The 23,815-nt window shown below is 70.2% G+C and carries 23 protein-coding genes, 1 tRNA gene and 4 pseudogenes; 17 read left to right on the top strand and 11 right to left on the bottom strand.

Translation table 11 applies throughout. The features are described 5' to 3' along the window. Nucleotides 1–33 precede the first annotated feature (33 nt). From AMYBE_RS0133075 to AMYBE_RS46495, 4 genes are all read left to right on the top strand, one after another. Nucleotides 34–591, top strand: a complete 558-nt coding sequence (locus tag AMYBE_RS0133075) for a type VII secretion system-associated protein (RefSeq protein WP_169515289.1) — start codon at nt 34–36, stop codon at nt 589–591. Between the two features lie 235 nt (nt 592–826). Next, nucleotides 827–997 (top strand): DLW-39 family protein, encoded by a 171-nt coding sequence (locus tag AMYBE_RS45240; protein ID WP_020663676.1) that lies wholly within the window; start codon nt 827–829, stop codon nt 995–997. Between the two features lie 29 nt (nt 998–1,026). Further along, nucleotides 1,027–1,099, top strand: a tRNA-Ala gene (locus AMYBE_RS0133065). 211 nt (nt 1,100–1,310) lie between these two features. Beyond that, complete coding sequence (locus AMYBE_RS46495; protein WP_245573299.1) at nt 1,311–1,835, top strand: hypothetical protein; 525 nt, start codon at nt 1,311–1,313, stop codon at nt 1,833–1,835. On the opposite strand, the pseudogene AMYBE_RS46490 reads toward AMYBE_RS46495, so the two are convergent. From AMYBE_RS46490 to AMYBE_RS0133035, 5 genes and pseudogenes are all read right to left on the bottom strand, one after another. Beyond that, nucleotides 1,785–2,897 (bottom strand): annotated as a pseudogene (locus AMYBE_RS46490) (recombinase family protein); the annotation flags it as partial. The gene AMYBE_RS46495 and the pseudogene AMYBE_RS46490 overlap by 51 nt on opposite strands. Continuing rightward, entirely contained in the window at nt 2,894–3,154 is a 261-nt protein-coding gene (locus AMYBE_RS45235) for a hypothetical protein (protein ID WP_154676379.1), read from the bottom strand. The gene AMYBE_RS45235 and the pseudogene AMYBE_RS46490, both read right to left, overlap by 4 nt. 593 nt (nt 3,155–3,747) lie before the next feature. Next, the gene (locus AMYBE_RS0133045) at nt 3,748–4,488 is read right to left on the bottom strand and encodes a recombinase family protein (protein ID WP_020663674.1); all 741 of its coding nucleotides are present in this window, start codon (nt 4,486–4,488) and stop codon (nt 3,748–3,750) included. Between the two features lie 25 nt (nt 4,489–4,513). Further along, entirely contained in the window at nt 4,514–5,410 is an 897-nt protein-coding gene (locus tag AMYBE_RS0133040) for a deazapurine DNA modification protein DpdA family protein (RefSeq protein ID WP_027928263.1), read from the bottom strand. After that, entirely contained in the window at nt 5,407–5,955 is a 549-nt protein-coding gene (locus AMYBE_RS0133035; protein ID WP_027928262.1) for a VUT family protein, read from the bottom strand. The genes AMYBE_RS0133040 and AMYBE_RS0133035 overlap by 4 nt, the downstream gene beginning before the upstream one ends. Nucleotides 5,956–6,056: 101 nt before the next feature. Here AMYBE_RS0133035 and AMYBE_RS46485 point away from each other — a divergent pair, with 101 nt between their 5' ends. The 4 genes from AMYBE_RS46485 (at nt 6,057) to AMYBE_RS42850 (ending at nt 8,555) form a co-directional block, all read left to right on the top strand. Continuing rightward, nucleotides 6,057–6,245 carry a hypothetical protein gene (locus AMYBE_RS46485; protein ID WP_245573298.1) on the top strand — a complete coding sequence of 63 codons (189 nt, stop codon included), beginning with the start codon at nt 6,057–6,059 and terminating at the stop codon, nt 6,243–6,245. An 8-nt stretch (nt 6,246–6,253) separates the two neighbouring features. Next, complete coding sequence (locus AMYBE_RS46480; protein WP_245573297.1) at nt 6,254–6,445, top strand: tyrosine-type recombinase/integrase; 192 nt, start codon at nt 6,254–6,256, stop codon at nt 6,443–6,445. Then, nucleotides 6,442–6,765, top strand: coding sequence for a helix-turn-helix domain-containing protein (locus AMYBE_RS0133025; RefSeq protein WP_020663670.1), 324 nt, complete (start codon nt 6,442–6,444; stop codon nt 6,763–6,765). Before AMYBE_RS46480 ends, AMYBE_RS0133025 begins: the two co-directional genes overlap by 4 nt. Nucleotides 6,766–6,938: 173 nt before the next feature. After that, nucleotides 6,939–8,555, top strand: coding sequence for a site-specific integrase (locus tag AMYBE_RS42850; protein ID WP_154676377.1), 1,617 nt, complete (start codon nt 6,939–6,941; stop codon nt 8,553–8,555). Between the two features lie 371 nt (nt 8,556–8,926). On the opposite strand, the gene AMYBE_RS46475 is transcribed toward AMYBE_RS42850, so the two are convergent. From AMYBE_RS46475 to AMYBE_RS46465, 3 genes and pseudogenes are all read right to left on the bottom strand, one after another. After that, complete coding sequence (locus tag AMYBE_RS46475; RefSeq protein ID WP_245573446.1) at nt 8,927–9,160, bottom strand: hypothetical protein; 234 nt, start codon at nt 9,158–9,160, stop codon at nt 8,927–8,929. Between the two features lie 146 nt (nt 9,161–9,306). After that, nucleotides 9,307–9,753: a hypothetical protein gene (locus AMYBE_RS46470; protein WP_020663668.1), complete on the bottom strand. Its 447-nt coding sequence runs from the start codon at nt 9,751–9,753 to the stop codon at nt 9,307–9,309. 85 nt (nt 9,754–9,838) lie between these two features. Beyond that, nucleotides 9,839–9,931, bottom strand: a pseudogene (locus tag AMYBE_RS46465) (hypothetical protein); the annotation flags it as partial. Nucleotides 9,932–10,018: 87 nt separating this feature from the next. Here AMYBE_RS46465 and AMYBE_RS46460 point away from each other — a divergent pair. The 3 genes from AMYBE_RS46460 (at nt 10,019) to AMYBE_RS0133000 (ending at nt 14,176) form a co-directional block, all read left to right on the top strand. Then, a complete protein-coding gene (locus AMYBE_RS46460; protein WP_020663084.1) occupies nt 10,019–11,260 on the top strand; it encodes a tyrosine-type recombinase/integrase in 1,242 nt (413 codons plus the stop codon). Between the two features lie 3 nt (nt 11,261–11,263). Continuing rightward, nucleotides 11,264–13,600 (top strand): tyrosine-type recombinase/integrase, encoded by a 2,337-nt coding sequence (locus AMYBE_RS42840; RefSeq protein WP_020663666.1) that lies wholly within the window; start codon nt 11,264–11,266, stop codon nt 13,598–13,600. Between the two features lie 99 nt (nt 13,601–13,699). Continuing rightward, the gene (locus AMYBE_RS0133000; protein ID WP_020663086.1) at nt 13,700–14,176 is read left to right on the top strand and encodes a hypothetical protein; all 477 of its coding nucleotides are present in this window, start codon (nt 13,700–13,702) and stop codon (nt 14,174–14,176) included. 45 nt (nt 14,177–14,221) lie between these two features. Here the strand turns inward: AMYBE_RS0133000 and AMYBE_RS44395 are convergent. From AMYBE_RS44395 to AMYBE_RS42830, 3 genes and pseudogenes are all read right to left on the bottom strand, one after another. Beyond that, nucleotides 14,222–14,680 (bottom strand): annotated as a pseudogene (locus AMYBE_RS44395) (DNA cytosine methyltransferase); the annotation flags it as partial. Next, nucleotides 14,677–15,873: a TRM11 family SAM-dependent methyltransferase gene (locus tag AMYBE_RS42835; protein ID WP_020663665.1), complete on the bottom strand. Its 1,197-nt coding sequence runs from the start codon at nt 15,871–15,873 to the stop codon at nt 14,677–14,679. The pseudogene AMYBE_RS44395 and the gene AMYBE_RS42835, both read right to left, overlap by 4 nt. Further along, nucleotides 15,870–16,970 carry a hypothetical protein gene (locus AMYBE_RS42830; protein WP_027928260.1) on the bottom strand — a complete coding sequence of 367 codons (1,101 nt, stop codon included), beginning with the start codon at nt 16,968–16,970 and terminating at the stop codon, nt 15,870–15,872. The genes AMYBE_RS42835 and AMYBE_RS42830 overlap by 4 nt, the downstream gene beginning before the upstream one ends. A 551-nt stretch (nt 16,971–17,521) precedes the next feature. On the opposite strand from AMYBE_RS42830, the gene AMYBE_RS0132985 reads away from it, so the two are divergent. From AMYBE_RS0132985 to AMYBE_RS42825, 6 genes and pseudogenes are all read left to right on the top strand, one after another. Next, complete coding sequence (locus tag AMYBE_RS0132985) at nt 17,522–18,592, top strand: hypothetical protein (RefSeq protein WP_020663663.1); 1,071 nt, start codon at nt 17,522–17,524, stop codon at nt 18,590–18,592. A 203-nt stretch (nt 18,593–18,795) separates the two neighbouring features. Then, nucleotides 18,796–19,125, top strand: coding sequence for a pilin (locus AMYBE_RS0132980; protein ID WP_027928259.1), 330 nt, complete (start codon nt 18,796–18,798; stop codon nt 19,123–19,125). A gap of 63 nt (nt 19,126–19,188) precedes the next feature. Next, nucleotides 19,189–21,441, top strand: coding sequence for a TrbL/VirB6 family protein (locus AMYBE_RS0132975; RefSeq protein ID WP_020663661.1), 2,253 nt, complete (start codon nt 19,189–19,191; stop codon nt 21,439–21,441). After that, nucleotides 21,438–21,662: a hypothetical protein gene (locus tag AMYBE_RS45225; protein WP_154676376.1), complete on the top strand. Its 225-nt coding sequence runs from the start codon at nt 21,438–21,440 to the stop codon at nt 21,660–21,662. The genes AMYBE_RS0132975 and AMYBE_RS45225 overlap by 4 nt, the downstream gene beginning before the upstream one ends. A gap of 53 nt (nt 21,663–21,715) precedes the next feature. Then, nucleotides 21,716–22,960: a PrgI family protein gene (locus tag AMYBE_RS0132970; protein ID WP_020663660.1), complete on the top strand. Its 1,245-nt coding sequence runs from the start codon at nt 21,716–21,718 to the stop codon at nt 22,958–22,960. Beyond that, nucleotides 22,960–23,754 (top strand): annotated as a pseudogene (locus tag AMYBE_RS42825) (TraC family protein); the annotation flags it as partial. The gene AMYBE_RS0132970 and the pseudogene AMYBE_RS42825, both read left to right, overlap by 1 nt. Nucleotides 23,755–23,815: the final 61 nt, after the last annotated feature.

The following is a 23,815-nucleotide window of genomic DNA, read 5'->3' as shown; positions in this document are numbered from 1 at the left end:
CTGCGCGCGCCCGCCGACCGATCGGAGAGCGTTGTGGACACCCCGGACCCGAGGCCCGCGGACGAGTTGCCCGCGGAGCTGCGCGAACGCGCGCGGCAGACGCCGAACGGCTGGCTCTACGTGGTGGACCCGGCGCTGGAGGGTGCCGCGGACGTGCCGGGCATCGCGATCGCCGGCGCCTACCGAGTCGACGAGAACGGCGAGATCGCCGGCGAGTTCATCCCCAATCCGGACTACCAGCCGAGCCCGCTGGGACTGGGCATTCCCCAGCCGGTCAACGCTCTGGAGGCCGCGCTGCAGGCCGTGATCGTCGGCCAGGGCGACAACGACGGGGTGCACGCGGCGCTGGTCGAAGCCACCGTCTACGTGGTGAGCGAACCAGACCGGCCGGTGGTCGGGCTGGCGCAGGAGGACGGCGAAGTGGTGCCGGTCTACACGTCCGAAGGACACTTGCCGGAACTGCTGGCCGGGCAGACGTTCCGTGCGGTGCCGGTGCGTGAGCTCGCCGCTGAGCTGGCGGGGCGGGATCTGCTTCTCAACCCGGGCACCAGGTTCACCGTGCGGGTGCCGGGGGCGACGCTGGCCAGCTGAGCACTCCCGGCTGCAGCCGGGAGCGATGCGGCGACAGGTCAGCCCTGCCGGGAAGAGAAGGACCGGCAGGGCTGAACTTCGCTTGGCCGCTCGCGGCCGACGGTAACAACGGACCGGCCACTCCGGATATTCCCCGGTGTTCCACGTGGAACGAAAGCCGGAACCGGCTCGACCCGCCGCCGGGTGGGTCCGGTAGCATCGTGGGGTAGCACAAGCACTCAGAAGGGGGCTTCAGGTGAAGAAGCTGTTGGCACTCGCGGTCGTCGCGGGCGGCGTCCTGTTCGTCGTCAAGCGCAACAAGGCGGCCAAGGCCGAGGCTGACCTGTGGCGTGAAGCCACCACGCCTGCCGCCCCGTCGGCGAACGGCAGCGCGCCGGCCAAGGCCGCGGACGCGTCCCGCAACTGATCCAGACCTCGCGGACCTCGGTCCGCACCGGGCCTGTAGCTCAATTGGTAGAGCACCGCCTTTGCAAGGCGGGGGTCAGGGGTTCGATTCCCCTCAGGTCCACCCTAGGGGTCTTACTAGAACACGGCACCGAAACAACGCCACGTAGTAGGACCTGGACACCGTTGGTAGCCACGGGGCCGCCTCCCTTTCGGGAGGCGGCCCTTTTGGCATTTCGGGGCCGGGTGTCGGTTCGTGGTTCCGGCAGAGTCACGTCGGTGGTCTGCCAGTCGCTCTGGACGGCGTGCAGGTGTGCGAAGGGCTCCCGGAGGCTGTGGTCGGCGATCTGGTCGTCATCGACGTAGATGCTGTGGAAGATCGCTTGGTTGAGCATGCGGCGTTGCTGTTCGTCGCAGCGGCGGTAGAGCTCTTGGGGGTTCTCCAGCAAGGTGAGCGCGGCTTCGATGAGCCGAGCACTGTCGGAGAGGTTCTCGGTCGTGGTGGTGAGGCGTTCGGTCAGGCGTCGTCGCTGGCGCGCGATCTCGCGAAGCTTGGTTTTGATCTTCTCCTGCCCGATGGTGGAGTCCGCCGCCAGCTCGATGAGGTTCTCTTCGCGGGTGTCCAGCGCCTTCAACTCGGTGGTGAGTTGCTTGTGGAGCAGTCGCTCGGAGGCTTCCTGCTCGTCGATGGCGCGGGCGACCTCGGCGCGGACGGTGGCGACGAACTGCGCGCTGAAGCGGATCGTCGCGTAGTGGTTTTCCACCGCGTCTTCAATGAGGGCGACGTTGATGTGCGGGCCTTCGCAGCTGCCGTTCTGCTTGTTGCGGCAGAAGAAGTAGGTGTATTCGCTGCCTCGTGAGTTGACGGTGTGCTGGACGATCAGCCGCTGGGTGATGCCAGCTCGCTTGCAGCGTCCGCAGAACAGCGAGCCCTTGAGGTAGTGGGGGTGCTCGCGGCGGCGTTCTCCTGCCGTCGAGCGGGATTCGAGGAGATCCTGGACGCGATCGAAGAGGTCATCGTCGATGAGCGGCTCGTGCCGGCCTTGGACCTCCTCGCCGTCGACCTCCACATACCCGAGGTAGTAGCGGTCCCGCAGCATCATGGAGAGCTTGTTGATCGACACCTGCTTGGCGGGATGGCGACCGGTGGGCCGGGTGCGCAGGCCGCGATCGTAGAGCTCGTCGGACAGGTCTTCCAACGAGTAGTCGCCGGTGACGTAGAGCTCGAAGGCAAGCTGGACAAAGGGCGCACGCTCGGGGTCGACGCCGATGGTGCGAATCTCGCGGCCGTCGAACCGGTCGCGAACGTTGAGGTAGCCCAGCGGCGCGCGGCCGATCGTTCCGCCATTCTTGGCTTTCTGCTTCATCTTGTACGCGATGTCCGCGCCGGACTCCCGCGACTGGTACTCGTTGAAGGTGGCCAGGATGCCGTGCATGAGCTGACCGACGGGTGAGTCGTCGATCGACTCGGTGGCCGAGACGAGGGTGACGCCGCGTTTGCGGAGATCAGCCATGACGATGGCGTCGTCGAGCCGGTTGCGCGCCATCCGGGACAGCTTATAAACGATGATGTAGTCGACGTCACCAGCGTTGCGTACTCGCGTGAGCATCCGCTGGAACTCGACTCGCTTCGACATCTCGGTCGCCGTGCGACCCGGCTCGACGTATTCGCCAATGATCGTCAAGCCAAGTTGCTCGGCCTTGCGCTGGCACTTGACGCGCTGGGCGGGTATCGAGATGCCTTCCGGGTCGTAGTCGTTCTTGACCTGGCCAGCCGATGACACCCGCAGATAGATCACTGCTCGACTTCCCGGCTCCACTGCCTCAGCGACTGTCGATAGGACAACCGGAAGAGCGCCCTCCGCCAGCAGCTCGTCATCCCCCAGCAGTTCGTCGACGAGATCGTCGTACGCGCTGGTCATCGCGCACTCGTCTCGGTCGCCACGTGCTCGGGCTCGATGAACACGTCAACGAGGTGCAGGCCGAGCTGTTCGACAAAGCGTTGGCACGCCGCGCGCTGCGCCTCCAGGGAGGCGGCCGTGGCCGGGGCCTCTGATGCCACGCGCCGATAGGTGACGACCCGAAGCGGCGGCTCCACTGCGGTCGAGGCCGCCGGTAGCGCTGCGGGGAAAACACCCTTACACGAGTTGTCGGAAGGTTCTGCGTTCGCGCCGGTCATTCCCACACTCTTCTCGTCTAGTCCGGAATGGGAGATCGCCACAAATGGCCTGCCGCTCTGAAAGTCGGCATCTCCTTTTGTTCAATTCAGAATATTACCTCGATATGCCGCGATTCTTTACGCCGCTTCTGGGTGGCTGATTTCAGACGAATCTTCGTCTTGTGCTGCTGCTGTTGCGAGACTGACGATGACTTTTGCAAGCTTGCGAATATCGGGTGGATCGTGGCGAATTCCTCGGATCGCAACGCCTTGGCTATTGGCGACGCGGCGGTTCCTCTGCCTTTTCTTTCTCTGCGGAGCCATAGTTCACCCCGCTGCGGAACTGGACGGCAGAGCGCCCTCGTTGTCCGCCTGACCGCGGAAACTCCGGGCGGGGCCATCTCCGGGCGGCAGCGACCGCGTTGGCGAGCCGTTGGTTCGTGGTGACGAGTGGTCAGCCTGGAACCTGCGGGCCGAGGTTGGGCGTACCGCCACGAAGGCTGGCTGTTCTGGCTGAACGGGATAGCCCTCCCGCCGGAGTTCATCGTTGACTTCCCGCTGCAATGCGGTAATAGCTTCGATCGTCAGCCCGTCCGGGTAGTGGTTCGTGGCCATCACGCGGCCCGCCGTTGGTCGGACGGCAGCGCATTCCCGGAGAAGGTGTCGGTCCTGACCGAGGCCGGGACACCCCACCAGCGCCGGTCGGCGGCAGTGAACTCCTCAGCGGTCACCAGAGGCGGATGCACCCACACCTCCGACCAGACCCAGTCAGCTCGTGGAGTCGGCTTACCGCGGTGGGTGCGTCCCCAGACCTGGCGGCCGAGGTACTTCGGGTTGCGCAGGATCGCCCGCACAATCGCCGCCGTCCATACGCCGGGCTCGCCCGTCTCGGGGTCCAACGGCGCGGGGTAGCGGGACGCGGCGAGTCGGCGACGGATCTCCGTGGTGGACAAGTGATCCTCGCCCCTCCACACGAAGATCATCCGCACCGTGGATGCTTCGACCGGTTCGATCAGCAACCGGGTGCGCCAGCGCGGTCGTCGGCCCGTCGGAGTGACCCGGACCCGGCGGGCGCGATAGCCGTAGGGCACGTCTCCGGTGTTGAAACCGGCACGCACCAATTCCTCAGACACGCTGCGGGCCGCTGCGAGATTCGTGGCGTGGTAGTCGCGCAAGACGTGCTGCCGGACGTGCCACGACGGCGTGGCCTCACCTGTGTCCGAATCTGTCACCGAACCGAACAGCCGGGCACCCATCGCTGTGAGGCGTTGCCCGAAGGTCTGGCGGCCGGCGGTCGCAGCCCAACGCGGAACGCGGTCGCCGGACTCGTCCTGCGTGGTGGTGTTCGAAGGCATGGCGGTTCTCCAGTTCCGTGAAGGGCTATGAGGCGCGCGAGTTCTGCGCGCGAGCGGCCGTCTGGCCTCCGGCCTGGCGCGGGCGCGGCGAGCCAGGCCGGGTGTGTCTGGTCCTCTGGCCGCGTGCTCGTAGTCCCTTGCCGCGCGCGGAAGTCGGCCCGCGGTCGGGCCGGTGGGCGGCTTCATCGGCGCGCAAGGAGGTCAGAAGCCGGGAATGCCAAGCCAGCGCGAAGCGCAGGCAGTTGGATTCGCTGCGGTGGCTGGGCGTGCAGCCGGGCACAAACCTGCCCCGGAAACTCCACGATGCCGAGTCGCTGCTGGAGATCGCGTCGGCATAGCGCCCCAGCCCGAGCACCTTCGCCCCGAAAGCGTGCAAGCGGTACCCACGAGCCGACAGCGACCGCATGATCTGCTCGACTTCCGCGGTGTGCTGACGACGACACACACTGCCCACCCCGACCAACGGCAGCGCGGCGAGATCGACGCCATGTCGTTCGTAGAGATCCGCGCACCGGTTGTAGTCCGCAATGGACTGGCCTTGCAGCACGGGGATGATCGGCAGCTCGGGCGCGAGATCGCGCAGCCGCAGATAGTTGGCGACGGTGCGATGCTGGTGGACGCGCACCGTCGCACCGGTGCGTGCCAAGACATGGCTCTCCGTCATGTGGTCCATTGGCGCGGCCCACACGAGATTGCTGATCTCGGTGACGTAGCGGCGAAGCGCCGCGACATAGCCACGTTCGTCGATGCGCCACCGGCCGTGCATCGACAACTCCGTGAAGCCGCCTGAGTCGCACGCCCACGGCCCGGTCGCGCGCGGCAGGCTGCGCCGGTCAGCCAGCCTGCGGTGGGAGACTAACAGCGGGACACCGAGATCGCGGGCGAGCCAGGACGGCTGATGGGTGCCAAGGAAGAACCTCATCGCGACACCGCCCGCCGAGCGGTCTTCGCCAGCAGCAATGCCGCGACGGTGAGCACGGTCGCGACCGTCTTGCCGAGGATCTGACCGGGCACTGCGGCGAAGGACCCGAACGCCAGCGGCACAAACAGCACGCTGTCGCACACCAGCCCGGCGACGTTCGAGCCGACGACCGCGCCCAGCCGCGACCGGACCCGAATTCGGCCATAGATGACCGAGTCGACGCACTCGGACACGGAGAACGCGACGACACTCGCGACAGCGATCTGCGGTGAGGCCAGCGACCAGGACAGCCACGCACCAAGCACGATCGCGGCGATCACGCCCGACGTGCCCAGGGCTTCGTGCAGCAGGTCTCGCAGCGTCAGCGTCACCCCGGCCCACAGCGTGCCGGCGGGCACGATCAGCGAGCCGACGAGCAGCGCCGCCCAGTGGGTGGAGGCCCAGTTCGCCATCACCACTGAGCCGACGTAGGCGACCGACACCGCCAGACCCGACCAGAGGAGCCCGTGCCCTGCCGTCACGGGCGACCGTGGCAGCCCAGTCATGCCGCACGCTCCGCGGGGACTGGGTCGCCGGACCGGCACGACCACGGCGAGCAGCCGTCGGGATCGTCGTCCTCCACCGCTTTGGTGGAGACCAGCCGCAGGTGGCGCTTTCCGGGAGCGGGCGGGTCAAGGTCGACTTCGTCGAGCGGCTGACAAGACCGGTGCAGGAAGTACTGCCCGCGCAATTCCTGGCCCTGCCGGGTGGCGTGCGGATAGCCGTCCCGGATGGCGCAATCGAACTCGACCGCCGGCGGTCCAACAGCATCTGCCGTCCTGGGTTGGGCGGCTGAGCCCGCACGTGCTGCGGCATCACTGCGCGTCGTCGCTGTACCGGAACGGGGTGGACATCGTTGCTATACAAGAGCTTCTGGGCCACGAGTGGATCGCGACCACGATGGGCTACATCCATGTGCACGGCACGCATGTCGAGGACTCCTGGTCGAGGGCGGCCGACAGGTCGGCAGCGAGGCTGAGCGGGGTGGGGTCGTGAAGTGGGATCTGCGGATGGCCGCGGCCCGGCGGGAGATCTGGAAGGCCAGCGACATGCGCCGCCTGCTGGCCGACCACGGCCTGGAGATCAGCGTCGGGAAGATGTCGAACCTGTGGTCCGGGCAGCCGACCTCGATCCGCCTTGACGACCTGGACGTCATCTGCGCGGTGCTGGGCTGCGGGCCGGAGGAACTGCTGCTCCGCGAGCCCGGCAAGGTCGCGGCCCCACCGGCCGCCGAGGACACCCCGACCGCGGCGGTGGCCGGCGAGCGTCCGGCGGTACAGCCGCTGCGCCGCTCCGGGCGCACAGCGCCGCCATGACCAACCGCAAGGATCCCGGGGCGCGGTTCATGGCTGCGGTGCGCGGCGAACTTGTTTGCGGCGGGTGCGGCGCCCGCCCGCCGAGGACACCCAGCCACGGCCGCTGCTGGCAGTGCGCCTACGGCGGCGGACGACCGGCCCCGCCCTGCCGGGGCTGCGGCGGCGAGCACTGGATGTCCGGTTGGTGCCGGCGATGCCACCCGGCTCTGACTCCGCCCCGGTCCCAGGCGCGTTCCTGCCGCGTCTGCCTTGCGTGGGGCGCGCTGGACGCGCCGACCTGCAAGGCGTGCCGGACCTTCGCCCGCACCTACCCGGTCGGTCACTGCCAGGGCTGCGACCGCGATGTCCCGGTGGCCGAGGGCTACTGCCGGCTCTGTCGCCACCAAGCCCGGATCCTGGCCGGTCCCAACCGATACGGACCCTCGCAGCTGAAGGGTGTCCGGTGCGCTGGCCAGCAGCTGTTTTTCGCCGAGACGCAGCGCAAACTCTGGCTGCGCGCCGCCACGACCAGGCGGAGTGATCGGCCTGCCGTCGAACGAGCGCGGCGGCCCGCCGAGCGGAATCTGCGGGCATGGTCGGTTCAGCAGGAGTTGTTCGCCCTGCCGCCCGACACGATCCCGTTGACGATCCTGGAGGGCGACGAGTCCCGCGCCGCCTGGCTGAGCGCCCTCACAGTCGCCGCCGACCGGCTCGCCGAGGTCAAGGGCTGGACCCATCACGTCCGCGACTCGGTCGCCAACACTCTGGAAGCGGTCGTGGCCACCCACGAGGCCGGAACCCCGGCCTACCAGGCCAGCAGCATCACCTGGTTGTCCGGCAACCACCGCAACGTCGCCCGGACGCTGGAAGTTCTCGGCGAACTCGGCATGCTCGTCGACGACCGCCAGGACCGGTCGCAGGAGTGGCTGCGGCGGCGCGTCGCCGACTTGCCCGACAGCATCCGATCCGATGTCCTGGCCTGGGCCGGTGTCTTGCGAGACGGGGACAGCCGCAACCACCCGAAAACCGAGTACACCTGGAAGAACTACCTCCAGCACACCCTGCCGGTCCTGCGGGAATGGTCGAGCCAGCACACGTCGCTGCGCGAGATCACCCGCGACCACGTCATCACCGCCCTGCAGGCACCCGCCCCCAGCGACGGCGACGGCCACAGCCGAGTGACGGCACTGCGGTCGCTGTTCAAATACCTCAAGGCCAACAAAAGGATCTTCAACAACCCGGCCAGCCGACTGCCCCGCACCGCAATAAGCAGATCCCGCCTGGCGATCCCGACCCGGCTGCCCGACACCGCCCTCGCCAGGCTCGCCGCCACCGAGCACAACCCCGCAGCCTGGCTGATCATCGTGCTCGCCGGCCACCACGCGCTGGGCGCCGTCGACATCCAGGCGCTCACGCTGGACGACGTCGATGTCGCCGACGGCCGTCTGCGCGTCGGATCGCACACGCGCCCGCTCGACAAGCTGACCGCACAGGCGATCCAGCGCTACCTCGCCTACCGCAACCAGCGCTGGCCCTACACGTCCAACCCCCACCTGCTCATCACGCAGCAGAGCGCTCACACCGACCGGCCCGTCAGCCGCGCCTGGATCGGCAACGCCGTGCGCGGCCAAGCGACCAACCTCGACGCACTGCGGCAGGACCGAATCCTGGACGAGGCCACCGCGATCGGCGTCCGTGATCCTCTCCATCTGGCCGCGATGTTCGCCCTGCACCCCGACACGGCCCAGCGCTACGTCGAGGCCATCCACGGCCGACGCGACGACCCGCAGCCCCCGCAACGCCGAACATGAGGGTGCATACTGCCCACGCACGCGGATGACGCCCTTGAGTTCACGCCGAACGCCCCTTCGGAAATCCTGAACTTGTGGGGGCCGCAAAGGCATCGACACGAACCGGTGGGCCGGGTCGAGCGCGTCATCGCGGATGTTGCCCGCGGACACGGTGCGGACCGGAATGCCGAACCTGGCGGCGTGCTCGCGCAGCCGCGCGAGGTTCTCGTACACCGCCCGTGGTTCCCATCCGGTATCGGCGAACAGGGCGACATCGAAACGCGGGATTACGCCCTCGCACGCGAGCAGCAGCACGGTGCTGCTCTGGATGCCGGCGCCGAGCGACAGACACCGCAACGCCGGGCCAGAGTCAGGAGTGGACGCTGGAGGGGTCATGCCGCGTTCACCTCCCGCCCGCGTTCGAGGCGCTCGTCGCAGGCGCCGGTGTCGGCGGCGCCGAGAAGCACGGCGAGGTCGGCCAGCAGCAGCCCGATGGCGTGGGCGGCCTGTTGTGGGACGACGCCGTTGCCCAGCGCGCGCAGCTGCGCGGTGCGCGGCAACGGCAGGCCCGTCACCCAGCCCGGCTCGAGCCCTTGGAGCCACTCCACGAAGGCGGGGGCCAACACGGGTCGGCCGTGTGTGCCGGGCTGGGTGGGAAACGGTGCGCGTCGTCCGAGGACCTTTTCCCACCGCCGCACGGCCGGCGTGTAGTCGCCCCAGTCCACCTCGGGGCGCGCCGCGGCGGGTTGTGGATCGGCCGGGTCGGCGACGGCTACGAGATGCCGCCGCCGGCCTCCGGGGTGAGCAACCGCATGACCGCCGAGGGCAGCATCAGGTCGCCCTTCGAGCCCCGCTGCGCCGGGCAGCCCTTCGTCCCGTCGGTCGCCCGCGGCGTCGGCAGGAACGCCTCGGGGTCGGCCAGCGGCAGGACCTGCTGCGACAGCGGCGGCCGGAAACCCGCGCCCGCCCGGCGGCCCGCCGTGCCGGTGTCCGACGCTCGCGGTGTCGGCAGCAGCCGCGCCTGGTCGGGCAGCGACGGCCCACCGGTCTGGGTCCTGTGGGTGCAGTTTTTCGCGTCCGAAGCCGTCGGCGTGGGAAGGAGTTTCATCACCGCGTCCACCGCGTCGTGCAGGTTCACCTGGTGCCCACCAGCACGACGCCGCACCGGGTCCGCCGGACCCCGGTTGTCGCCGTCGCGCGCTTGCGGGGTCGGCAGCATCCGGGGTGGCAACGGGGCGGGGCCAGGCGAGCAGGAACACCCGCTCGCGTCGGTGTGCCGCGCCGATGTCGGCGGCGCGGACGCTACGCCAGAGCGCGTCATACCCTGCTTCGGCCAGGTCGCCGAGTACACGGTGGAGACCTCCGTTGCGCCACCGAAGCGCGGCGACGTTCTCCACAACGATCCTGTTGACTGCACTAGCGAGTCGATCATCCACAGTGAGCTGATCACGAGTGATCCCCGAACGGTGTAGGAGAGGTTGTTGGTGGAGAACCTGGGTCCGGGTGCCGGCCGTGACGTGGCCGGGATTCGGCTGCCCGTTGTGGGCAGTGTCGTGTCGACCGAGGGGGTGGGCTTGCCGTTCGCCGTGGTCGACGCGACGGGTAAGGAAGTCGAGCCGATCTCGGAGTTCATGCAGGAGATGTCGGCCGGCGATATGCCCGACTCGTCGTGCCGCTCCTACGCGTTTGACCTGCTGCGCTGGTGGCGTTTCCTGGCCGCGATCGAGGTCGAGTGGGACCGAGCGCAGCGCGTGGACGTGCGGGATCTGGTGCTGTGGCTGCGGCACGCCCGCAACCCGCAGCGCGTCCGCACTCGTCAGGGTGCTCCGGCTGCCGGGTCGGTCAACGCGCGCACCGGTAAGCCGTACCTGGCCGAGGGCTACGCGCCACGTACAATCAACCATCAACTGTCGGTGCTCAAACAGTTCTACGACTTCCACCTCGGGGCCGGACGCGGCCCCGTGGTCAACCCAGTTCCGGCGGCCACGCGCGGCGGTGCACGGCCAGGCGCGCATGGCAACCCGCTCCATGAATTCGTGACCCACCGGCGGGGCGCCTACCGGCAGAAAGTCCCCGAACAGGCACCCCGGGTCGTGGACGACGCGTTGTGGAACGAGTTGTTCGCGGCGATGACCAGCCACCGGGATCGAGCCATCCTGGCGACCTACATCTCCAGCGGGGCACGGGCCAGCGAACTGCTGGGCATGCGCTGCGACGACCTGGGCTTCGGCCGGCAGACCATCAGCGTGATCGGCAAAGGCACCCGCACCCGGCAGACCATCCCGGCCTCGCCGGACGCCTTCGTGTGGATCAGGCTGTACCTGGCCGAAGGCCACGTCGCACCAGTCGACGCCCCGCTGCCGGCGGACGCCCCGTTGTGGGTGACCCTGCGCGGGCCGCGCAAGCCGCTGAGCTACTGGGCGATGCGGGCGGTGCTCAACCGCGCCAACAGCCAGCTCGGCGCGAACATCACCCTGCACGACTTGAGACACACCTGCGCGGCCCGGATGATGGCCGACCCGCACATGGCCATCACCGACGTGCAAGCCGTGCTGCGGCACAAGAGCCTGGCCACCACCGGCATGTACGGCACCGTGCAACTGGACGAGCTGATCAACCGGACGCTGGAGCACCACGCCCGCCGCGCCGCCCCACCACCGCCCCGGCCGCATCCCGCATACAACACCGCGGATCTCGCCGTGCTGTTCGGCGAACAGGCCGGGTGAACCATGCCAGCCACCGGACACACGGTCACCGCTGTGCGCAAGACCCCAGCGGTGGCGCCACCGCCGACTCAGCCGGCCGCCGACCGAGCCAGGCTCGGAGCATGCGTCACCCAGTTGCGTGACGCCGAGTTCGAGGACTTGGTGTCCGCCAGCCTGCGCGTGCTGCCAGTCACCGACCGAGATCGGATCAACCGCCGCCGCGCAGCGCTGCGCGCGGTCACGACCTGGCTGCTGGCCTTTGACGGCACGACGTGGCAGCAGCGCTGGGTTGCCGGCGGGATCGACACGAGCGGGCGCGCGTGGAGCGACGAACCCAGCCGCACCCGTCGCGGCCTGCTGATCAAAGGCGCCGAGATGCTGATCTGCTGCGGCGTGCTGCACCCGGACTACCCCTGGCTGCTGAACACTGGGTTCAACTCGCTGTTCGGCACCTACCAGCGAGCCTGCGACCCGGCCGGGTTCGCCCGCGTCCGCGACGCCTTGCACGCCCAAGGAACCGGGGACCGCGTCGCCCACGACGCGCTGTATCACCTGGCCAGGATCAGGATCGCCACCGCCAAGCGGCTGGAGGACATCACCGCAGAGGATGTACTGGACTGCCAGTACGCCCTCCGTGCTCGGCGGAAGCCCTGCACGCCGGGCGAAGCGTTGTGGCGTGCCCTGCATGGGCTGGGGATCATCGCCGGTCCTGCTCGGCTCAAGGCTGCCATGCATCGCGGGCAACTGTCGGTCGAGGAGTTGGTTGACCGACATCGCTTGGCCTGCCGGCCGGTCCGTGACCTGATCGTGAATTACTTGCGCGAATGCGCCCCGGCGATGGACTACGGGTCGCTGTCCAACCTCACCCACTGGCTGGCCGAACTGTTCTGGGGCGACCTGGAACGCCACCATCCCGGCATAGACTCGCTCCGCCTTCCCCCAGACGTCGCCGCCGCGTGGAAACAGCGCATCGCCACCCAGCCCGACGGCCGCCCCCGCAGCGAGCGCTATGGCCTGCTCACCGCCGTGCGCGCGTTCTACACCGACATCAACCAGTGGGCCTACGAAGACCCCGCCCGCTGGGCGACCTGGGCCGCGCCGTGCCCGGTTACCAAAGCCGACCTGGCCGCACGACGCAAGCACAAGGCCCAGGTCACCGCGCGGATGCACGCCCGCACCCGCACTCTGGCCGAGGCGCTGCCGCACCTGGTCGCGACCGCGCGGTCCCGACGCGAGCACGCCCGCACCCTGCTGGCCGCCGCCCGCGCCGCCGAGCCCGGAACCGTGCTCACCGTCGACGGCACCGCCTACCGGCGTATGGCGAACAACACCGCCAAGAGCCTGCGCGTCCTCGTCCAGGCCCTGCCGACCGGCACGCAGTTCGACACGGTCAAGGAGGAGGCCGAGGCGTTCTGGGCGTGGGCCGCCATCGAGGTCCTGCGCCTGTCCGGCTGCCGGATCGAGGAAGTCATGGAACTGACTCACCTGTCGATCCGCCGCTACAGCCAACCCACCGGGGAGGTCGTGCCGCTGTTGCAGATCGCCCCGTCCAAAATGGATGCCGAACGAGTCTTCCCGATCTCCCCGGAACTGGCGCACGTCCTGGCCCAGATCATCGACCGCGTCCGCGGCGCCGACGGCACGATCCCGCGCTGCTCGCGTTTCGACACCCACGAACGTGTCTATGGCCCGCCGCTGCCGCACCTGTTCCAACGTCCCATCGGCTCCGGCCATCAGGTCTTCAGCCCGGAAACTGTGCGCAAGTGGCTGGAACGCACCCTGGCTCGCGCGCCGCTGCACGACACCGACGGCACCCCGCTGCGGTTCACCCCGCACGACTTCCGGCGCCTGTTCGCCACCGGCGCCGTCAACGCGGGTCTGCCTATCCACATCGCGGCCGCCCTGCTCGGCCACCGCAACCTGAACACCACTCAGGGGTATGCGGCCGTCTATCCCGACGAGGTGATCCGCACCTACCAGGTGTTCATCTTCAGCCGCCGCGCGGAACGTCCGACCGAGGAATACCGCCAACCCACCGAGGCGGAATGGGCCGAGTTCGAACGGCACTTCACCCTGCGCAAGGTCGCCTACGGCAACTGCGACCGCCCCTACGGCACGCCCTGCGTCCACGAACACGCCTGTGTCCGCTGTCCCATGCTGCGCACCGAGCCCAGCCGGCTGCCTCTGCTGCGCGAATTGGAGGACAACCTCGCTGAGCGCATCGCTGAGGCCCAGCAACGTACGTGGCTCGGCGAGGTCGAGGGACTGCGCCAAACGTTGACCGCTCTGCGCGAGAAGAAGGAGCACGCCGAACGCCTGACCGCCGCAGGCATCACGGACATCGCTCAGAAACTCGGATAGTGCACGACCAACGAGACGAACCTGCCTGCCGGCGCCATGCCAGTGGGCCGCCGCACCCCAACGTTGTGCCGTCTCTCGTGGCCAGACGAGAATGCGGGGGTGTATTGCCTGCAAGCGGTCATCGCTACCGAACCCGTGCTCCGTGCGTTGGCCGGTTCCGTCGAGGCGGCGCGCATCGTGCCCCTCGATCAGAACCTGTTCCTGTTGCCCATGACCGACCAACTCTTCGACGCGGTGACCGTCGTCGGGGCTCCCGAACTCCCGGGCTTCTGGAAGGCTCCCGCTGGCTTCGACAGCGCGCTGACCGCATGCTCGATGAACGGTCCCGTGGCGTATGTCGAGGCCGAGTTCTTCGGTGGAACAGGGACACAGTCCGCGCAGGTTTGGGACAGCGGGAAGGTGGTCCTTGGGCCGTTGCGTCTGGCTGAGGGGGAACCATCGTCGGCCGCCGGCAGTCCGATCTCCCAAGCGCTTCGGCAGCTCGGAGTAGTCAGAGGTGGTCACCTTGACGAGTTCGATGCAGTCGGGCTCGGTCGCCATCGCGACACGAGCAACTGGCTTCCAACCACGAGCTGATCGCGACACGCAGCCTCGAGACTTGACTTGGTGCAGAGAAAGCAACGCTGGTCGAAGTATCCGAAGGCCACCCACGATGTCGGTCCACAAGCCACTGCGCTGGCCTTTCTCGATGCCCACGCGCCGCCCGGCGGCGGAGATGTCCTGACAGGGGAACCCGGCGGTGAGCACCTCGACCGGCTCCACCTGCGTCCAGTCGATGGCGCGGACATCGCCGAGGTTCGGCACGCCGGGCATGCGTGCGGCGAGGACCTGGGCGATGTGCGGATCCGGGTCGGCGCACCAGGCGAGGCGGCCCCCGCCGAGCGCGGCGAGCACCCCGAGGTCCAGCCCGCCGTAGCCGGTGCACACCGAGCCGATGACCGGCCCCGGACTCCCGGCGACCGTCAACGTGTCCGGGGTGGCCGCCCGCACCGCCCCCGCCGCCGTCGCGGGGACGGCGGCGAGGGCGGGGGCGGAGCCGCGCCCGGATCGCGGTGTGGTGCGGCGTGGTCGGGTGCTCATGCCGCCCGGCTCTCCGACGCGCCCGAGCCACCCCTCGGGTTCCCGGCGTGTCGTGTCCGGCCGCTGACGTGGCGTCGGGAATTCTGGCGGAACGTCGCGATTCCTGAACTCGCGGTCCGGCGCAGCGGCGCGCGGAACACCAGGACGTCCTCATGGCTGATGAGGTGCAGGGGCAGTCCGGCTTCGCGCTGTTTGCGGATGAAGTCGCGCTGGAAAAACGACCCCCTGGGCACGAGGTCGTGCTCGGCGGCGCGGGCCAGCAGCGCGACGCACCGCTCGACCGGGATGAGGCCGGCGTGCAGTCCGCAGGCGAGGATCTGGGAGGGCAGGTCGATCAGTTCGGCGTGCTCGCGCCAGGGGCGGATGGTGATGGCGATGTGCCCGCCCGGTTTCAGGTAGGGCACCAGTCCGGCGAGGATGCGGGTGAACCCGGACAGCAGCCGGTGGTGCCCGATGTTGGCGAGGTTCCCGCGGTCGAGGGTGTTGCCGTAGAGGTGGTGGTACTTCTGCACCCCGGCGCCCGGCGCGACCGAGACCTGCCCGTGCGTGGACGGCCCGTACGGCGGAGAGGTGACCACGAGCGCGGCCTGCCCGAGATACTCCGGCGGCAAGAGCGCGGCGATCTGGCGGGCGTCGCCGTGGAACACCCGCCCGTCGTGTTCCACGCCGGCGGTGTGGGCGAGCGTGAGGTTGGCGCGGGCGACGTCGACCCAGTGCGGCTCGTACTCGATCCCCGCCGCGCGCCGCCCGGCGTGCACGGCTTCGACCAACGTGGTGCCGATCCCGCACATCGGGTCAAGCACCAAGTCGCCGGGGTCGGTGTAGTGGGCGATCGCGTGGGCGGCGACCGCCGGCAGCATCTTCGCGGGATGCGCGGTCGACTCGGCCACGTACCGGTTCTTGCGCTGCGCGGCCGGGGCGGTCTGCGCGGTCGTCCACACCGACACCGCCAGCTCCCGCACCGCGTCGTCGGTGACACCCACGGCCGTGCTGTCGGTGGCGGTGTCGAGGGTGTCGATGACGGTGCGCGGGATGCGCTGGGTCGGCCCGTCGACCGCGTTCGCCGCAGGAGCGGACACGGTGTGGGCAGGGGTGTCGGGCAGGGCGTGCGGGGCGCGGTCGTCGGCCACGGGCGTGCCTTTCTGGCGGTGGGTTCCGGTGTGGTCGGGGTGGGGAATCCGCGCGCCAGTCATCGGATGACTCCGGTGTCGAACGCCTGCTCGGCCGGGCTCACGGGCAGGGGCTCGTACTCGTGCGGCTGGGCGAAGACCAGGACGTCGGAGTGGATGCGCCGATGCGGCGCGGGCAGCCCGCGCACGGCCGCGCGATGCGCGGCGCGCACCTGTTCCTCGGCCGTTGTGGTGTCGAGTGCGGTGAGGGATTCGACGGCGAACCGGCCCTCGCGCACCGGCGCGTGCAGGGCGACGATGTGCTGGAGGTAGAGCAGGTCGGCGTTCTGCGCGGCGGCCACGACCGCGCCGGTCGGGTCGATCAGCTCGCCCGCCGGCCAGTCACAGTGCGTGAGCACGGCGAGGATCCCGCCGACCCGCAGCAGCCGGGCCGCGGCCAGTGCCACCAGGTCGCTGGTGTGGTCGCCGCCGTGCTCGGGACGCAGGCTCGTAATGATCAAGTCGGTGTCCGGCGGCGCGGCGTCGGCGCCGTCGAGCACCCCGCCGCCCAGGTCGGGACGCGACAGCTCGGAGACAGTTGCGGGTGTGCCGTCGGGGGTGCCGACAAGGTCGGCCCAGAACGGTCGCGACCCCGGACCGGTGGCAGCCGGGTCGACCGGGACGCGCACCACGCGGGCGGTCCGGTGCAGGCCCTCGACGGCGGCGAGCGCGTCGGCCACCGCGTTGTCCGGTTCGGCTCCGGGGGCGTGGGCGAGCACCCCGTCGGAGAAGACCGGCGTGAGCTGCGGACGGTTGCTCGGGGTCGGCCGCGCGGTCGGCCAGGGCAGCAGCGCGACCCGCCCGCCGGGCTCGCTGAACGCGCCGACAATCTTGGCAACGATCGGTGCCGGCCAGGTCGCGTCGAGGTCGACCGGCGCCGCGCCGGCCGTCCACACCGTCGCCGGGGTCGGCGTCGAACTTGACCCGCGTGACCGTGCGCGGGCGCGCGGTGAGCCGGGCTTGGCGGGGCTGACCCTGGTGGTGGTCGACGCGGTCGGATAGGGGCGGCGCTCGACGCCCCGGCGGGTACTGGAGCGGGTGCTCGCCGGGCGGGTGGAGTCGTCGCGTCGCAACGGGGCATGCGGTGCGGACCGGCGCGCCGGGTGGTCGGACTGGGGCATGGGGTTCCTCGCAGAGCCTCGGGTGTTGCGCCGCGTGTGGACGGGGCGCCCTGGAACACTCCTGGACTCCGAAATCCGGCCCTTTTTTCAACAGCCCATACCCAACTTTCTTCAGATATTTTTTCGCCCCGGCCCACGGTGCGGTGGAGTGGAAAAGACGCTCGCGCCCGCGCGTGAAGAACCCCAGGGCGCCCGCCGCCGAAGAAAGAGAGAAAAACTTCGACGGGTTTCTCCCGTCTCGGCCTCCGACGGGTGCCGAGTCGGCCGTTGGGATCACGTGCCCCGCCACCAAAACGCCACCAAACCGCCACCAAAACATCGTTACAGCAGCTCAGAGGCTATTACCGACGATCATGTGAATGATCTTGATGTGAGCCGCTGCGGGCGGCCTGGCGGGTTGAAGATGATCTTTGTGGCGGCTGGAAACGATCACTCAAGATCATCGGTGGCGGTTTGGTGGCACTCCGGTGGCGGTTTGGTGGCGTTTTGGTGGACTTGATTTGGCTTCCTTGCCTGGTCGTTGTTTCTCCGGCCACGCAAAGGAGCCGACTATGCCGGCGAATCGTGTATTCCCTAACGCGCCTTTCGAGCGTGAATCGCTGCCGCTGGACTCCGCGCGGACGGCGTTTCGGTGGCTGGTCACCGGACCGGAACCGCTCTGGATCGATGGCCGCTTCTTCCCCGGTCTGCCTCGGCGGCGGATTGCGCTGGATGAGCTTTCTACCCTGCTGCGCGATCCACAGCTGGCGCTGGCGACCGTGGACTCAGCCTGGGTGCACCTGGTCACCCGGTCCCGCGATGAGGGCGGCGCCTGGACGGTGGCCTGCGTCGGGCTGGCGTTGCACGCGCTGATCCCCATCGTCGCCAAGCTGTGCCGCAAGTACGCCGACGACCATCACGACATTCACGCCGCCGTGCTGACCGGCTTCCTGTCCGAGCTGGCGCATATGGACCTCGCCCGGCCGTGGGTGCTGTGGCGGCTGCGCTGCGCCGCGCTGCGCGCCGGTCACGTCTTCATCCGCGACGCGCTGGACCGCCCGATACCGACGGATGAGGACTTCCACTCCAGCGAGCCGAGCCTGCCGTGGGGGCACGAGGATTTCGTGCTCGCCCGCGCGGTGGCCGAGGGCGTCATCACCGGCGAGCAGGCCGAGCTGATCGGCGCCACCCGGCTGGAGCCGGAGTACACGCTCACCCAGGCCGCCGCGGACCGCGGCGTGAGTTACAAGGCCATCGAACAAGTCCGCCGGCGTGCCGAGCACAAGCTGGCCGCCTGGCTCGCCGAGCAGGCCCCGCACGACGACTCCGGCGAGCGCCGCGAACGCGATGTGGAGGTCCGCGCGGTCCACGCGGCGACCATCGTCGCCGCCGCCCGCGCCGCCGCCCGACGGGCCGCGCGCCCTGCCACAAGCCAGCCCGACACGTCACGCACGGTAACGGTCGTCGAGGGAAAGTCGTCGAAAAAAGTTCGGGGTCGCGTGTTGAAAAAGACCCCGAAATCCGGAGTCCAGGGCTGCGGGAGAAAAGCAGCCGCTCCCGCGCACACCACCTCGCCCACCCGGCCCGCCGGCACCACCCGGCGGCCCTCGGGCACGACTCCGGGAGTGCCGCGATGCGCCTGACCCGTTCCCTCACTCGCCGCCCACCGCACCACCGCGGCGGCGACCGTCGGCCTCGCCGCCGTCCTGCCGCCACGCACCTCACGGCGGCTCGGCCAGCCCATCGGATCCGGTCCTGTGTGTCCCGGCCGAGCGCCGACGCACCCACCACACCTCCGACCTCCGTCCGGTCGGCGGGGCGTCGCAGCACCGTCCGGCGGCGGCTCCTGGTGATCGGCGAGCTGGCTGTCGTCGCGCTGGTGGTCTCCGCCGCCGCGTCGATGCCGGTGGCGCACGCGGAGACCACGCAGGTGCTCGCGCTGGCCGGGTCGATCGATCAGGTGCTGACCAACATCCGCAACTGGGTGATGGGCATTCTGGCGGGCCTCGCGACCGTCTTCCTGTCCATCGGCGGGGTGCGCTACGTGATGGGCGGCGGTGACCCCGGCGAGATCGAGAAGGCCAAGACCGCGTTCAAGGCCGCCGGGATCGGCTACGGCCTGGCCGCGCTCGCGCCGCTGGTCGTCACCGTGCTCCAGGGCATCGTGGGGGCCTGAGCCATGGCCCGCCGACCAGGACCGACCAGGCCCACCCGCCGTGCGACATCGGCCGCTCCGACCGTGGCCAGTCTGCACACTGATGCGCCCGTCCAGGCCCGTGCGGAGGCCGTCGGCGCCGACCGGGAACTGCTCGCGCCCCCGGCCGCGAGCACCACCCGCCGCGCCGACGGCCGGCACCGCAGGCCCCGCCGGTGGACGGGGTGGCTGCCGCGGATGACGCGAGGCCGCGCGCTGGCGATGCTGGCGGTGAGCCTGGTCGTCCTGCTCGGCGGCACCCTCGCCGTGAACGCCGCCGCCACGCCCGGCGGTCCGGTCGCCGCGCAGCCCGCACCGACCCCGCCGCTGCCGCTGCCACCGGTGGACACGTGCACGCCGGACTCGCCGCTGCCGGTCTGCCACCTGCCCGCGCCGACCACCACACCGCCGCTGACCGGTGTACCGCTGCCGCTGCCGACCGGGCCGAGCACACCGGTGACCTGCTTCCCCGGCTCGCTGCAATACGAATGCCTCCACCCCACCACCGCGCCCACCGCCACCGCCCCTCCCCCATGCACGGGGGAGGGCTGCATCCCGCAACCCACCACCTCGGCACCCGCACCGTCCAATCCCGGCACGGGCCAGTCCGGCGACAGCGGCAACGGCGACGCCGACTGCGGCATCACCAACATCGGCGGCTGCATCACCAACGCGATCAACGGCTTCTTCCGCGGCATCGTCACCGCCGCGCTCAACCCGCTGCTGGACCTGCTCTCGAAGACGCTGTTGACCACGCCGACCCCGGACTCGCTGCCGCGCATCGGCGAGTTGTGGAACAACTCCTGGCAGATCCTGCTCGCCAGCTACGCCCTGCTGATCCTCATCGCCGGGATCCTGGTCATGGGCTACGAGACCGTCCAGACCCGGCACTCGATCAAAGAGATCGCGCCCCGGATCGTGGTCGGGTTCCTCGCCGGAGCCCTGTCATTGTGGGTGGCGACCAAGGCCATCGAGATCGCCAACGGACTCGCGCAAGCGGTCATGGGCGGCGGGCTGGACGCCAGCTCGGCCGGCGACACCCTGAAGAACCTCGTGTTGAGTTCGCTCAACGGCGGGATCTTCATCATCTTCATCGGCATCTTCCTGGCCGGGATGCTGATCGTCCTGCTCGTCACCTACATCGTGCGCGTCGCACTGACGATCATCCTGATCGCGGGGGCGCCGATCGCGCTGATGTGCCACGCGCTCCCGCAGACCGAGGGCATCGCCCGCTGGTGGTGGAAGGCGTTCGGTGGCTGCCTGGCCATCCAGGTCGGCCAGTCGCTGACGCTGATCACCGCGATGAAGGTCTTCCTCGCGCCCGGCGGGTTCACCCTGTTCGGCCCCACCCTCTCCGGGCTGGTCAACCTGCTCGTCGCGCTCGCGCTGATGTACATCCTGTTCAAGATCCCGTTCTGGTTCCTGGGGTCGCTGCGCGGCGGCGGTGGCCGCTCGCTGCTCGGGTCGATCGTGCGTGGCTTCATCGCCTACAAGACCTTCGGCCTGCTCTGTGGCCGAGGCGGCGGTGGTGGCCGCAGGCCGCGCCCGTCCGGCGGCGGTGGTGGCGGGAACGGCGGTGGTGGTCGTGGACCGGCCGACCCCTACGCCCGCACCCGCAGCACCGGAGACGGCCAGTACCTGTTGCCGCTTGCCGGGGTGCGCCGCAGCCGTCCGGCGGCCACACCCAAGCCCGCACCCAGCGCGGGCAAGCCGCGCGCCGGGCGGGGCCGCCAGCTGGCGCTGCCGCTCGGGGATGACTGGCCGGAGAACAAACCGGTCCTCGGACGCGACGGCCAGTACCGGCTGCCGCTGGACGTCCAGCGGGTCACGCCCACTCCGCCGCCACCCGGCCAGGGCGGTCGGCCGCGTGGACGCCCTCGTGGCGGAGGGCAGTTGGAGTTGCCGTTCGACCCGTACAAGGGCAACCGGGCGACCCGCTCGGGGCAGTACCCGCTGCCGTTGGGCGTGACGCGCACGCCGCGCCCGGCCAGCTCGCCGCCGGTGACGCCACCGCCGTCACGGCCACGTGGCACGCAGTTGGAGTTGCCGTTCGACCCGTACAAGGGCAACCGGGCGACCCGTTCCGGGCAGTACCCGCTGCCCTTCGACGGCATCAAGCGAGTCCCCGCCACGCCCGCATCGCCGCCGTCATCTGCACCGCCGTCATCTGCGCCGCCCTCGGCCGCGCCGTCCCGGCCGGCCCCGCGTCCCGGCAGCCAGCTCCGGCTCCCGCTGGACCTGCCGAAACCCCCACGCCCCACCCCGCCGCCACCCGTATCCGGAGGAGGACAGCCGTGAGCACGCCCCACTACAGCCCGGACGGGCTGACCTACGCCGACATCACCGCACTCCAACGCGAGGTCACCGCGGAACTGCGCCGCGAGGGCCACATCCCGTGGCCGCGCCGTAACCGGCGCCGCCGCGCCGACTCTCGGCCGCGCGACGCGCGCACCCAGTCCGCGCCCGCGTCCCGGCCTCCAGCACCACGGCAAGGCCAGGGGCGAGGTGAGCACCGGTGAGCCACCAAGACACGGCCGGGTCGTCTGCCGTGCGTATTCCCGCCGACGTCGACATGGCCGATCGCGTCCTCGGCCCGTTGACCGCCCGCCAATTGGGGATCCTCGCGGTGACCGGCCTGGTCCTCTACGCCACCTGGTCCGCCACCCGCGCGGTCCTGCCGATCCCGGTGTTCCTCGCGCTGGCGATCCCGGTCGGCGCGAGCGCGGCGATCCTCGCGCTCGGCCAGCGCGACGGGATCAGCCTGGACCGGCTGCTGGTCGCCGCGATCCGGCAACGCATGGGACCGCGCCACCGGGTCGCCGCCCCCGAGGGCGTCCGGCCCGCGCCGGAATGGCTGACCACCCAGGCCAACGCCACCAGCGCGAGCCGGATGGCGGGCACCGGCAAAGGCCGGCCGGCCAAGAGCGCCAAGGGCAAGGTGCCGGTGTCCGAGCAGATCTCGCCGTCGGCGTTGCGGCTGCCCGCCGAGGCGGTCACCGACACCGGGGTCGTCGACCTGGGCAGCGATGGCCTGGCGGTGGTCGCGGTCGCCTCCACGGTGAACTTCGCGCTGCGGACACCGGCCGAGCAGGAGGCGCTGGTCGCGAGCTTCGGCCGGTACCTGCACAGCCTGACCGCGCCCGTGCAGGTGCTGGTGCGCACCGAACGGCTGGACCTGTCCGGCCAAATCAGCGAGTTGCGGGCACGCGCGGGCGGGCTGCCCCACCCGGCGTTGGAGGCCGCCGCCCTCGAGCACGCCGACTACCTCGTGCAGCTCGCCGAGCAGACCGACCTGCTGCGCCGCCAGGTGCTGCTGATGCTGCGCGAACCGATGAGCGCGACCGCCGCGCCGGCCGACGGGCTCGGCGGACCCGGCCCGCTCGCGGTGCTGTCCTCACTCGCCCGCGGCACACGCCGCGCCCGCAACGAGACCACTCAAGCGAGCGCCGGGGCGCGGCGGGCGGCCGAATCGCGGCTTGTGCGCCGCCTCGGCGAGGCGATCGAGCTGCTCGCCCCGGCCGGGATCGTCATCACCCCACTGGACGCCGGGCAGGCCACCGCCGTGCTCGCCTCGGCGTGCAACCCCGACACCCTCCTGCCGCCGTCGGCGGCCCTGGCCGGGGCCGACGACGTCATCACCACCGCTGGCGGCGACCTGGATGACGACCTCACCGACGACCGCACGTTCTGGCCGCCCGACGGCCGTGCCGGGTTCGGCCAGGACCAGCACGACCCGGACGACGGCGAGGTCGACGACTGGGACGACGAGGACGACGACCACTACGAGGGCGACTTCGAGGAGAGGGGGCGGTTGTGATGACCACCCGAGCACGAGCCCGGCGCGGCCAGCGCCGTCCCACGACCCGGCCCGCCGCGCGCCGGGCTGGTCACCGTGCCGCCGCGTTCACCCCCGATGCGCTGTCGGTCGGTGCCCGGCACCTGGAGGTCGGCAACGAGTGGGTGTCCAGCTTCGCCGTCACGGGCTTTCCGCGTGAGGTGCATCCCGGCTGGCTCGCGCCGTTGCTGACCTACCCCGGCAGGTTGGATGTCGCGCTGCATGTCGAGCCGATCGACCCGGCCACCGCCGCCGCCCGGTTGAAGAAGCAGCTCGCCAAACTCGAGTCCGGTCGGCGGCACACTGCCGAGCACGGCCGCCTGTATGACCCGCAGGTCGAAGCCGCCACCGAAGACGCCTACGACCTGTCCTCCCGCGTGGCGCGGGGCGAGGGGAAGCTGTTCCGCGTCGGGCTGTACCTCACCATCCATGCCCCGACCGAGCGGGCGCTGGCCGACGAGGTGGCCGCGCTGCGCTCCCTCTCCGCGAGCCTGCTGCTGGACGCCAAGCACACCACCTACCGGTCGCTGCAGGGCTGGGTCTCGACCCTGCCGATGGGCCTGGATCTGATCGGGATGCGCCGCACCTTCGACACCAGCGCGCTCGCGGCGGCGTTCCCGTTCACCAGCCCCGACCTGCCCGCGGCCGACCCCACCAGCGTGGCCGCACCGTCGGGGGTGCTCTACGGCTACAACGTCGGTAGCCAGGGGTTGGTGCACTGGGATCGGTTCGGCGAGGGGATGCACAACCACAACTCCGTCATCCTCGGCCGCTCTGATGGTGCTCTCTGAATAGGGCCAGTCCTGCTCTCTGAAATTCCCCAGCTGGGGTGTCCTG

It is taken from the genome of Amycolatopsis benzoatilytica AK 16/65 (genome assembly GCF_000383915.1).
Lineage (GTDB): Bacteria > Actinomycetota > Actinomycetes > Mycobacteriales > Pseudonocardiaceae > Amycolatopsis > Amycolatopsis benzoatilytica.
This window is presented reverse-complemented; position numbering and strand designations above follow the sequence as displayed.